Annotated in this window: 20 protein-coding genes; all 20 read right to left on the minus strand. The window is 35.4% G+C overall.

What is annotated here, in order from left to right:
• Positions 1-84: 84 nt before the first annotated feature.
• Positions 85-225 carry a hypothetical protein gene (locus D9782_RS22645; RefSeq protein WP_162986299.1) on the minus strand — a complete coding sequence of 47 codons (141 nt, stop codon included), beginning with the start codon at positions 223-225 and terminating at the stop codon, positions 85-87.
• A 26-nt stretch (positions 226-251) separates the two neighbouring features.
• Positions 252-608 (minus strand): HNH endonuclease, encoded by a 357-nt coding sequence (locus tag D9782_RS00620; RefSeq protein WP_121603786.1) that lies wholly within the window; start codon positions 606-608, stop codon positions 252-254.
• The gene (locus D9782_RS00625) at positions 595-975 is read right to left on the minus strand and encodes a hypothetical protein (RefSeq protein ID WP_121603787.1); all 381 of its coding nucleotides are present in this window, start codon (positions 973-975) and stop codon (positions 595-597) included. The genes D9782_RS00620 and D9782_RS00625 overlap by 14 nt, the downstream gene beginning before the upstream one ends.
• 37 nt (positions 976-1,012) lie before the next feature.
• Complete coding sequence (locus D9782_RS00630; protein WP_121603788.1) at positions 1,013-1,390, minus strand: hypothetical protein; 378 nt, start codon at positions 1,388-1,390, stop codon at positions 1,013-1,015.
• A complete protein-coding gene (locus tag D9782_RS00635; protein ID WP_121603789.1) occupies positions 1,374-1,706 on the minus strand; it encodes a hypothetical protein in 333 nt (110 codons plus the stop codon). Before D9782_RS00635 ends, D9782_RS00630 begins: the two co-directional genes overlap by 17 nt.
• Positions 1,707-1,790: 84 nt before the next feature.
• Positions 1,791-2,138: a hypothetical protein gene (locus D9782_RS00640; protein ID WP_121603790.1), complete on the minus strand. Its 348-nt coding sequence runs from the start codon at positions 2,136-2,138 to the stop codon at positions 1,791-1,793.
• A 293-nt stretch (positions 2,139-2,431) separates the two neighbouring features.
• Positions 2,432-3,457, minus strand: coding sequence for an EmtA family 23S rRNA (guanine(2470)) methyltransferase (locus tag D9782_RS00645; RefSeq protein WP_121603791.1), 1,026 nt, complete (start codon positions 3,455-3,457; stop codon positions 2,432-2,434).
• A gap of 527 nt (positions 3,458-3,984) precedes the next feature.
• Positions 3,985-4,425, minus strand: a complete 441-nt coding sequence (locus tag D9782_RS00650; protein WP_121603792.1) for an ArpU family phage packaging/lysis transcriptional regulator — start codon at positions 4,423-4,425, stop codon at positions 3,985-3,987.
• A 55-nt stretch (positions 4,426-4,480) separates the two neighbouring features.
• Complete coding sequence (locus D9782_RS00655) at positions 4,481-4,960, minus strand: hypothetical protein (protein ID WP_121603793.1); 480 nt, start codon at positions 4,958-4,960, stop codon at positions 4,481-4,483.
• 128 nt (positions 4,961-5,088) lie between these two features.
• The gene (locus D9782_RS00660; protein WP_121603794.1) at positions 5,089-5,619 is read right to left on the minus strand and encodes a hypothetical protein; all 531 of its coding nucleotides are present in this window, start codon (positions 5,617-5,619) and stop codon (positions 5,089-5,091) included.
• Complete coding sequence (locus D9782_RS00665; RefSeq protein WP_240455779.1) at positions 5,616-6,077, minus strand: DNA methyltransferase; 462 nt, start codon at positions 6,075-6,077, stop codon at positions 5,616-5,618. The genes D9782_RS00660 and D9782_RS00665 overlap by 4 nt, the downstream gene beginning before the upstream one ends.
• 2 nt (positions 6,078-6,079) lie before the next feature.
• Positions 6,080-6,391: a BC1872 family protein gene (locus tag D9782_RS00670; RefSeq protein WP_121603796.1), complete on the minus strand. Its 312-nt coding sequence runs from the start codon at positions 6,389-6,391 to the stop codon at positions 6,080-6,082.
• Between the two features lie 2 nt (positions 6,392-6,393).
• The gene (locus D9782_RS00675) at positions 6,394-6,606 is read right to left on the minus strand and encodes an IDEAL domain-containing protein (RefSeq protein WP_162986300.1); all 213 of its coding nucleotides are present in this window, start codon (positions 6,604-6,606) and stop codon (positions 6,394-6,396) included.
• Between the two features lie 4 nt (positions 6,607-6,610).
• Complete coding sequence (locus D9782_RS00680) at positions 6,611-7,906, minus strand: replicative DNA helicase (protein ID WP_121603798.1); 1,296 nt, start codon at positions 7,904-7,906, stop codon at positions 6,611-6,613.
• Positions 7,884-8,663 (minus strand): replication protein, encoded by a 780-nt coding sequence (locus D9782_RS00685; protein ID WP_121603799.1) that lies wholly within the window; start codon positions 8,661-8,663, stop codon positions 7,884-7,886. The genes D9782_RS00680 and D9782_RS00685 overlap by 23 nt, the downstream gene beginning before the upstream one ends.
• Before the next feature lie 14 nt (positions 8,664-8,677).
• Positions 8,678-9,013 (minus strand): hypothetical protein, encoded by a 336-nt coding sequence (locus D9782_RS00690; protein WP_121603800.1) that lies wholly within the window; start codon positions 9,011-9,013, stop codon positions 8,678-8,680.
• Positions 9,013-9,768, minus strand: coding sequence for an MBL fold metallo-hydrolase (locus D9782_RS00695; RefSeq protein WP_121603801.1), 756 nt, complete (start codon positions 9,766-9,768; stop codon positions 9,013-9,015). Before D9782_RS00695 ends, D9782_RS00690 begins: the two co-directional genes overlap by 1 nt.
• The gene (locus D9782_RS00700) at positions 9,758-10,231 is read right to left on the minus strand and encodes a hypothetical protein (protein ID WP_121603802.1); all 474 of its coding nucleotides are present in this window, start codon (positions 10,229-10,231) and stop codon (positions 9,758-9,760) included. The genes D9782_RS00695 and D9782_RS00700 overlap by 11 nt, the downstream gene beginning before the upstream one ends.
• A gap of 138 nt (positions 10,232-10,369) precedes the next feature.
• Positions 10,370-11,281, minus strand: coding sequence for a RecT family recombinase (locus D9782_RS00705; RefSeq protein ID WP_121603803.1), 912 nt, complete (start codon positions 11,279-11,281; stop codon positions 10,370-10,372).
• Positions 11,271-11,555, minus strand: coding sequence for a hypothetical protein (locus D9782_RS00710; protein WP_121603804.1), 285 nt, complete (start codon positions 11,553-11,555; stop codon positions 11,271-11,273). The genes D9782_RS00705 and D9782_RS00710 overlap by 11 nt, the downstream gene beginning before the upstream one ends.
• Between the last annotated feature and the right edge of the window lie 8 nt (positions 11,556-11,563).

An 11,563-nucleotide genomic window follows, 5' to 3' on the forward strand; every position in this document is an offset into this window, starting at 1 on the left:
AATTTTTACTTGTATATCTGGAATGTCGAGCCCACGCACCGGTCTCCCGGTAAAGAAAAAACATCAAAATATTTTGGCGGGGGGCTATTTATTTTTTATAAATCCCCTATACCCTTCTTTGTTTTTCTCATAGATATCTTTCCTGTTTAATTCCGGTTGACTTGCAATTTCCAACATACTGGTGATCTTATCCTCTAAAGCAGTAGCAATATAAGAACTTAACAAACATTGCAGGCAATTGCACTGCATACCTACCACCTCTCATCATCCCACTTTTTCTTTTTAGACTTAGGTCTAATCTTATCCATTGTCCTACCTTCTTTAACATTGTGATGATAAACGCATAACGTCTCTAAGTTTTCTAGGACTAAAGCTAACTTAGGATAAAACTCTATTGGATACTTGTGGTCAACATTGAGCTTTATCTCTTTGTGTTTACCTTCTTCTTGAATGGAATCGGTTGTCACTTTTCCTTCTCGTTTACACTGTTGACATTCATAGTTGTCACGTTCCAGTGCTTGTATTCTTAAACCATTCGGACCACGCCATGCATTAGAGTTATAAAAAGATTTCTTTTGCTGATCTGTTTTGTACTCAATCGAAGGCATGACCTTTCACCTTGCGTTCAATCCGATTGATTGCTGGATATCCTTTACCTGTATCAATGTGCTCAATGGAATAAGTTAAGCCACCAAAAGTATCTGTATCAGTATCCCAATCTAAGAACACATTACATTTATGCTTAATCTCTTCACCTTTATAAAAGACTTTAGGCACAGACGTTTCATCTTCTAATTCGATAGTTAATAACGAATTGGGCTTATCTTTTTTTGCATATAGTTCATAACGATAGCGATCTACAAAAGCTCCATTGCATTTCGGACAAACTGTTACCTTTTGGTATTCTTCATTCTTATCATTAAATGTTTTTTGAACATGCTCGCAAGCTAAACACTTTCTACTAACCCATGACATTTCATCCATCTCCTTTTACGCATAATAAAAAGACACCTCATACATGAGATGCCTCATAATCTTTTATTAACTTTTTGGATCTTACATCTAATTGATCAGTTCTCTTTTTAATACGTGATTCAATCTTTTCAACTTGTTCAACAAATAACCTTGCTTGACCATCATTAAGTTGATTTCTCCTCCTAAGCGCCTGCGCTCTTTTATTAATACCAGTCAGACGCTCTCTATCTTTTTTATTATCCTTCATTAACCGTCTTGATGTTTTGTCCATAACTAGAATCAAATGCTTATGATTACAATGAGGACAATCCCAATATCTAGCTTGTATACCTGATTTAATTGTATTGTCATGGATGTTTATTTGCTTAGGATGTATTAAGCTATTGCATGATTCACATTTAGTTAGATTGATCACCAGCAACACTCTCGCTTTGTTTAATTTTCTTAATATCTTCTAATAAACTAACAATTTTACCTAATGTTATAAGCACTGTTCCGATTGCAACATTTATTATTAAAGTTGCGATTCCAGCGACCCATGTAGATGTTAAATCATCTTTCATCACCTGCAACCTTATCTCGTCATCCTCGAGTAAATATGAATCATTTTTTAATTCCCCATATTCAGCATAATCAAAAGATGCCATAATTATTATAAATCCAATTACACCAATGATTATAAATAGAATGCCCATAAACTGTGCTAACTTTAAATCTTTTTGTTTTTCCACTTTATTCCCCTCCACATAGTTCTTATGACTCAATTATGATGGAGTTGGAAATTATATGCAATATTCATTTATATGAATCTACTTCTAATTACCTTCAATGATTAATTCTATCAAGCTTTTAACATCATCACTTAAATAACATTTGTGAATAAATCCTTCACTATCAGTAACTGGATTATTTACTTCCTCATAAATTTCAACTGGAATATTATGAAAAGCAGCTTTGGGATCATTCAATCTTCTTTTTAGCATCTTCATTCGTTCCGTTACTTGGTATTTATCCATATCATTTACTTTCAAATCTATCATCCCCTTTGCAACTATAATAACTTTCTCAAAATAATAATCATAGTTTTTATGAGCGGATTTTTTAAATAAAACAATTTGCAAGTATATTTCTTTATATTTTTCTTTAAATACTTTCTTTAGCATTTTGACATTATATGAAGGAAAAATTTTTACTGTACTCTATTTAGCGTACAGTAGTGTACTCTAATTAGCGTACACCCGTTTTTGTTATACCTTATTGAATTTCCGATAATATAAATTTATCACCTTTTAAGCCTAATGATTTAAACCTTTTTTATAATTTTTTTATAATATTTTTCTAGAATTTTTAAATAGGGTAATCAGAAAATAGTGTGGAAAAGTCAGCACCATAGATTTCTTCATAGACCCATTCATATCATCTGTTACTACTTTAAATGAATTCTTCTCCTAAATTGCTATTCCCTTCTATGTTCACCTTGTTTTTCAAACACAAACAAGGTAGGATTCACGCCCTTCAAACTCAGAGGATAAGATTTCAGACAAAAAAACCCTAATCGTTTTGCTTCCCAAAACAATTGATTGACACTTTCAGACAAAATAACGGCTCTCCCGTTAGGATTCAAGACTCTACATACTTCATTCATAATATGGTGATTGAACAATTCTAAATCCTCGTCGGGGGAAATTTGTCTACCAAATGGAAGATTAGTTACAATTTTATCGACATAATCAGTAGCAAAAGGCAATTTCCTTGCATCCCAAACATTAACTTCCACCATCGAATCATCAAGATTATTTTTTGCTATTTTTGTGACTGGTTCAGATATATCTCCACCAACTATCTGATTTGCAGGGTATGTGGCTCGTTCAGACAAAATCGTGCCTGAACCACAACAAGGGTCTACGAAAATATCTGTTGATTTAGGATCTGACAACCACACCATCGCATGAGCCACAGAAGGAAGTAATGATGCACGAGAGAAACGTCGATTCTGATTGCGAAAACGAAACGTCGCATCTGTAAGTCGAAGTGAAAAAATCACATTATGATGTTCAATGTCGAGCCTGAATTCTACCTGATGATTTTGAGACGTTCCAATGTTCCAATCAGGGTAACGCTTTTTAATGCCCTCCATTGCTTTTTGTGCTACTTCAAAACGACTATACGTTTGTTTTCCTTTACGGCTTGCATTTACCCAATATGAATCTTTATGATCAATAAAATCCAAATCCAACTGGGATATTCGATCACTTACCTGAGATAGGTGCTTTTTATGTGGACCAATTTGAAATTGATCAATCACTTGAAATAAATTATCTGCCGACCTTAAAGAACTTAAGCACGTAAAAGACTCAGCTATGGTAAAGAAAACTTTCCCTCTGTTTATTTGAATTATTTCAGAATCACTCACCTTGTTGTTAATTTCATTTGATAAAACGTATTCTAATCCAGACAATACGCTCGCAAAATAAAGAGTCATACTAACGCCTCCAATTTTTTGAACGCCGTTTAAGAACACAAAAAAAGCCGTGAATGAACCACCTTAAGATTCATCACGACCTCTTGTAAACTTTATTTATAAGCTGTTTTTACACGTGTGTGCAAACAGCATATTTAACGGCATTATGATGATTAAGTTCATTGACTGCTAATACTTGAAAATCACATGACAAATTACCCCCATCCATCAGGGTTTTTTTCAAGTATCATTGTTATTCAATTTGTGATTATCGAATAACTGTCAAGAACACTGCCATCATCATAATTAGAATACCTCCACCCATTTAATATTACTATTATTTTAAAACATCGGATTATAAAAAACAATAATTTATAGCATGAGTTGTAAGTTTACTCTCGGATTAAACCAACAATCGTTTAAAGTGATATAGAATTTACTGATACAATTATTTTCTATTACCCACACGATAATCCGAATACCGTTTAAATATAGAGAGACAAAAAATACACCAAACATCAAACTGTTCGGTGTATTTATATTGTTAATTATGACTTTGTAACAGCTATATTAAGGTTTAGAGCCAATTTATAAAATGCTTTCCACCTGAGCTTTGAGTATGTCATCGCACTTATAGGAGGTTGAAATTTAAAACAATAGACATTGATGTCCGTTATATACTCAGCATCTTCTTTAAGGTACCGTTCTTCAATCAGAAATCTCTCCATTTTAGGCAATCGTCTCACAGATCGCTCAATTCGTTCACAATATTTCCTAATCCGTTCCTGTTCAGATACATTGTGTACCGCTATGGATCCAGTTTGGTCACCAGGTAGATTGCTTCTGCCTCCGCCTACATCATCAATATGTGACGTAGTAGACGATTCTCGTTCAAATGTTAAGTATTTATAAATACGATATTTTTCCAACGCAGCTTCCACTGCCTTTTGTGTCTGTTTTCTGTCTAATTCTGGCAGTTCAAATCCCATGTTACGCCCCCTTTTTTAGGGATAAGCCCCGGTCAATTAAACCAGGGCAATATTATTAATTTAATAGATCATCATCATCAAAATTAACATCATCCGGTTCTCCTGAAGGAATGTCATCAAGACTAAGCTGTCCATCTACTACTTCCACAGTGCCATCTTTATCAACACTATAGTCAATTCCTTCATGTGCTTCTGTAGCATCCTGAAATTCTTCTATAGACATTTGAGAAGGTTCCAAGAATAAAGTGACATTACTTCCAGCTAATGAATAAAGTTTAATCACCCTATCTTCGCTATCACCTCTAACATTAAATTTAAGAGCTGTCTTTTTACTATCACGTTGAATCGACTTAAATTCTGCAGTTAATGGATCTGTTTCGCTGTTCTTAACCTCTAAGACTGCTATATTGCCAGCTAATTGAACCAGTTCATCCGAATGCTCTAATTCATCACCTTGTACATGAAATTCTAAAACTTCTTTTTTGTCATCCTTCTGGATCTTTTTAAACAATACACTTAATTCTATTTTTGACATATTAGTTTCCTCTTTTCTTATTAAATTTGGTCGATTTCCGTCGAATCTATCAACCTTTCATATTAATGAGTGTTATTGATCGTTTTATACCTAAAACCTCTCATAATGGCTTAAAAACACTCACAGGACTATCCGACTTTCACGTTATATAAAACCTCAGCTTGATAAGAATGTGATACCCTGCGTTCGACCAACGCCTTAGCTATCTGTGCTAATATATAAGCATCAACTACATTGTCGCTAGTATGGACAAATCCAAAGTGTTTTTTTACTGCATCCATAACAGCTAATTTCTTCTCTTTACCTTTCAAACGCTTTTTATTACCTGGCTCACCTTCCCAACCAGTTACGTGCACAAACTTTTTAACCGCATTTGGCGCAACTTCATAGTAACGGATGCCTTGCTTATATAACTCATTGCGTATGCCGTGATGCAAACCACCAGCAAACATGGCTCTTTGCGTGTTAAATGGCATACCCTCGATACAGATAATGTCTGTTTTTTGTACATGAGTTACTATGTCGTTTATTAAAGTCGTCATTCTCTTAGGATCCTTATCCCCAATACCAGAAAGCTCTTTTGCTTTTAAAACTTGGCCATCTTTTGCTAAAGCAACAAACCCTGTTTTAGATGCTGGATCTATTCCTACATATCTCATTTTCTACCAGCTTCCTTGTTAAGCAGTGGTGTAAGATAAGAAATCTTGTGGTAGTGCTCTCTTTCTTTGTGCTTCATATGATTGCCAACTTTACTGTTAGATTGATAGTATTTATTTGTTTCATCCCTTATCAAAACAAAATGATCAACACATAAGGGAACATAACCATGATATTGCTTGTCCTTAGCCTTCCATGCTCCCTTACCACTTCCTGCATAGCTGTCACCTAAATTCAGCCAAAGTGTGCCATCATTTTTTAAAACTCGTTTTACTTCACGAAATACCTTAACCATATTTTGTACGTAATCACTAACTGATTCCTCTAGTCCAAGTTGGCCATCTACACCATAATCACGTAATCCGTAATAAGGCGGGCTAGTAATACAGGATTGAATCGTATTATCAGGTATTGTTTTTAATAAAGATAAGCTATCACCTTGAAGTATTTGATTTATCACTCTTACACCTCCACCCCTACTGTTTTTAGTGCTGCTTTGCATATTGCTAGTGGGGCTGATTTGTCGTATTCCGTAATCATCTGACCAGAACCTTGATAAAAACTACAGCTGTAATCTTCATCACTCACGAAGCCCAAACCATACAACCAATATCCTTTTACTTTAAGTTTCTCTACCACTTGCCAAGCACACTCGATTTTTTGACTGTAGGATGGGATTCCAAACCTTTTCCCATCTTCCACACGTTGACCATTCCGTACTTCAAATCCCATAATCTTTTCAGCTATTAATCGATCTATCTTTCTGTTATCCATTCCTATGCCTCCTGTAGTTGTTCAGTAAGCCTCATGAACAAATCCCTGTCTTCATTATCGAGAGCATAATCTATTAAAATGTTAAAGATATCTTCATCAGTTACGGATGTTTCCACTCCAAATTCCAAGTCTTTATAATCTATTAATCCCATTTCTTTCTTGAAGGATTTTAAAAGTGCATATCTCAATGCATCAAACTCATCGGCATTCCTCATATAATCAGCCCCTCTTTTTCTTTTCCAGTTCAATAAATTGCTGTTTCCATCCTCGGAACAAGAGCCTAAATTCATTCAATCCTGTGTTTCGTCCTTTAGCTATAAATTGTTGGACCACCTTCCCTTTACTATCAGTGTCTTGTGGATCAACCCATAAAAACTCAACTACATCGGCATCTTGTTCAATGGATCCTGATTCTTTCAATTCTGAGAGCGTAGGCTTTTTAGGATTCTTATCGCTATCTCTGGTCATTTGAGACAACATCATGAAGCAACATTTTAATTCTCTTGCAATTTGTTTAGCTGCTTGTGTTACTTTCCCTATAGCTTCGGATCTTGTTTGTCCTTTAGCCTGTGGTATGTTCATAATCTGTAAGTAATCTACAGCCACCATTGCTAAATCACCGTATTTCCGTTTAAACCTTCGAGCAGTGGCTCTTACTTCTTCAATGGTCACTCCACTGCTGTCCTGCAAGAATATGGGTAGTTTTTCTATTCGGTTATACGTTTCTTCGATTAGTGCGTATTGTTTTGGATTGAGTTCTTTATTTCTGATCCGATTAAATCCAATACCTGTAATGTTGGAAACTATCCTATCTTTTAATTGGTTTTCATCCATTTCCTGCGACCAAATAAGTACAGGACCTGTTTCAGCAACCCCCATTGCTCTTTGGAGTAATTTTGCTGTTTTCCCAACGGATGGGCGCCCAGCAGATATAAATAAGTCGCCTCTATAAATCCCTTTTGCCCATCCATCAAATTGCGGAAATCCTGTTTCTATATACTCAACCGACTTGTCTAAAAGGTGATTGAAATAATTCTGCCTAGTCTCTTGTAGACTTCTCATTTTTCCTTTTACATCAGGTCTAATTTCAGCAGCTAAAGATTCAACTGCAGAAAAGTATTCCTCATCCGTTTCAAAATCTTCTCTTGCTAGATCGGTTATTTTATTTCCTATTTCGGATCCTCTTCTACGTATTGCTTTAGATCGAATAATATTTGCATGATGGACCACATTTGCAGTTGTAGGACAGGATTCTGCTAATTTTATAAAATACGAAGTATCTAATTGATCGGTTTTTTTGTACTTAATGTATTGCTCTGTTACAGTTACTACATCCACAGGGTAATCGTGTCGATCTAAATATTTCATTACTTTATAAATCTGCTGGTGTATTGGATTACGAAAGTCTCTTTCTTCAAGAAATGAAATATCGTCAAGCACATTTGCATCTAAGAAAACCGCACCTAAAACCGATTGTTCAGCTGATATATCTTCAATCGTTCCAGTTGAATTCATCCGGATCATTTCCTTCTGCTATCCATTGTTGTAACTCTATATCTTTATCACGATGGTCTTTAGGTTGTTTTGGCTTCTCAGGCTGTTTTTGTGCTTTCATTTTAATGGCCAACTCTGGAAACTTATCTCGCAATTTTCTAGCTGAAAGAACGTTCGTTTTCCAAAATGAATCATTCACTACCCAATCCATAACTTCCTTTGCCAGCTTTTTATCTACTTCATCAATTTCAACCAACTTCCTCATATCGTCCGCCCAGGTTTGCATATTTGCTTTTTTAGTTAGATGAGGAAGTCCAGCATCTTGCGCTACTTTTTCAACAAGGTTATAGAAATAAACTGCCATCTTGTAAAAGGTGTTATCTTCGTTGTACTTCCTTTTCCTGGTTGTTGGCTTTTTCTTAGGTTTAATCTCTGGAATAGCTTCTTCTTTGCTTGTATTTTTATCTGCCCATTCCTTGTAATTTTTATTGAATGACAATACTCTAGCCCCTTTCTGACCAATCTCTTTTACGGTGACAATCTTTCTATCTATCAAAGCTGTTAACTCTCTGTCTATATAGCTTCTACTTTTTGTATCAATCAATTGCGCTAGATAGCCAGTGGACATTTCATATTCCTTCCGTTGGAACCCATAAGTGAAACGCCATATTGCTATTACAAGCCGGAACTGTGTACCGTTGAGATTGGTCTTCATTATTTGATTTAAGATTTCATTGGCAACCCTTGTATGCCCGTTATGCAATTGTGGATTTGCCATTTATATCAACCCGTTCATTTTTGTTGTTGAAATAATTTAGTAACCATATGTGCAAAGTTCTCAATGTCTTTCTGTTCATCACCAACATAGGGTTTATTTAGCCAGAGCCTAATCATATTAGATAATTCATCCTGAATATTTATTTCAGGTTCATATCCATTTATTAATGCTTCAATGTACTTACGTGGGTTTTCCATAGCGAAATTCCGTAATATAGTCGCCTTTCCTCTTACTCGTGCTGATGGAATTGTCATAAACATAAGTGTTTTTTCATCATCCGACATACCATTCAAACATTCATGATGAAAATCAAATGCTTCAGCTACTTCTTTTGGCACTTTTACGCGCATCATATAACCTCCAATGTATAATGTTTCTTTTCGATAAACCCTTTTTGATACAAAGCTCTTTTCGCTGTCATTTCTGCCAAGGCAGGAAGATTATTATTACTGCTTAAATGCGTTAAATAGATCTGTTCACCCTTACCTTGAATCAACTCAGTTAATGCTGCAGCTGTTTGTACGTTGCTTAGATGCCCTATATCTGAAAGCACCCTAGCTTTTACGCTGTTAGGATAACTAGATGCTTCTACCATTCTTGGTTCGTGGTTGCTTTCTATGATGTAAACCTCTGATTTTTTCATAGCGTGAAGCATGTCGTCATCGACCTTTCCAGTATCAAGACAAACCGATACTTTGCGTTCTTTTGTCTGAACAACATAACCTTTAGGCTCGTAAGCATCATGGTGAACATCGAACGAAATAATTTCTATCCAAGGTTGATATCCTTCATAATCAAACAAAATGCTTTCTTGAGTGATAAAGTATACCAAGTCCTCATTAACGCTTTGAATATCCTTCCATTCACCTTCCGATGCATAAACAGGTATCTGATACTTATTAGCCAACGGCAACCCTTTTGTATGGTCCTTGTGGGCATGTGTAATAAAGATAGCAACTACATTCGTTGGCATAATCCCTACATCAAGCAACCGTTTTTCAATCTTTGTTTTGGCAATGCCAGCATCTACTAGAATGGTAGAATCACCTGCAGTAAGAGCAATACAGTTGCCAGAAGATCCGGAAGCTAGAATGTCAACTTTCATTATTGTTTCCCTCATTATCAGTTACCATCATCGCGAAATTGGCTATATTAGCGCACCGTTTAGTTATTTCCTGCTTATCCCTATTAGGTGATATCTTTATTAACTCATGGCGTAACTTTTCAAGATTCAAGAGAAGAAAACCTGTTAAATCCTGATGATTATCTCTTTTCCAACCGCCTTTATGTTCGTTAGCACTTAACTGTTTTTCCATTTCAAAGGCAAATTTCATCACTTCATTTCTGGGATTCGGCACAGGTCTTGTTTGCTGTACGAAATTAGCCACACATTCGCCAAGTTCATACACCAGAATACAATCTCTATCCATACCATAGCGTAGAGCAATAAGAGTATCGTTATCATCATGAGTACCATTTCTATATGTGTGCATCTCTGAATTTTCCTCAAAAGTTTTCCTTGCATCTTTTACAAAATCTAAATGCCTTTGTTCTATTTGCTGAACCATTTGATTTCCTCCAATTCTTTCTGGCACCGTGGGCAAATACTAAGCCCACGGTAATAATTTTCATTTCCTCGGTTCATTTCATTTCCGCATAATTCGCACTCTGCTCTTCTTTCATATACAACAACATGGGGTAGATACTTATTCAGGTAGTTCATCGTCATCAGCAGCTTGTAACTCCTGTAATTCGATGTTTCTATCCAACAATTCTATTAAGCCTATTAACTCTGACTCAGTAGCTGGATCACTCATTTTTACATTGTTATCTTCTAAATACTTACCGATCTTGGCATTTGTTGTTATTCCAAGTTGCTTAAATTTACTTTTCATTTGTTCGCGTAGACTAGCAATCTTATTTTCAGGCTGTTCTTCCTTTGGTTCAGTAATAGTTTCTTGGTTAGGTGTAATGTCTTTTCGCTCTCTGTGTTGATATTCAGGTACACCATTATCACCTTTACCTTCTACAGCCACCTCATCATCGAAATTAAGGTCATATGCAGCCTTTAGCGCTCTTCTTAACATGTGTTTTTTAAACATGTCGTTGAAATAATTGGTCCACATAGTTTTTTGCATACCGATCTGAGACTTTTTAAAATGTTCTACTTCATCTACTTCCATTACTACCGTGAAAGGCTTCATATTTTCTCTATAGGCAATGGCATATCCGCCAATTACTTTTCCTCTAGGAAATCCCCATGAATGTTCATCAATCACAGCAAAATATCTATCCTGGTCATCTTTTTCTTGGTGCATTTTAAATTCATCATTTTCATGTACCAGCTGTACATCATGCCCTTTGTATCCATCTGATTCCTTAGATTTTCTAACAAAGAATTCAACTGCGAATTGTACTGTTAATTGGCCAGCTCTAACTGCTGGGTATATTTCATTCATTACTGGATTAGCACCTGAAGATTTAGCAATTGACATAAATAATTTAAACTGAGAGTCGTTACAATCCTTTGCTAACGTTTGTCTAATCGTAAGAACATCCTGTTCTGAAAGCTCTCCAAATTCCATTCCTTTAACTGTTGCTAATTGATTATTTGCCATTGTTCATTTCCTCCTTGATAACTTCAATTTCTTCTGTGATTTCTGTAATTACTTGCGTTCTTGTATGTTTAATAATTTTCCCTTCCGCATATAAAGCAACTTTCATTGCTGTTTTTTGATTGTCATACACATAGGATTCTTCTCGATCAGTTGTAACTTTTAAATCTTTAATTGTGTCAGGCCCAAAAAATTCAGATCTTTTTACATATAGGCCTTCTTTAATTTTTACTGTATAGAAAACTTTCGTTTCATTTTTGATTAGTTGATTAGTCATTATTCATC

The sequence above is a fragment of the Virgibacillus sp. Bac332 genome (genome assembly GCF_003667785.1).
GTDB lineage: Bacteria > Bacillota > Bacilli > Bacillales > Amphibacillaceae > Virgibacillus > Virgibacillus salarius.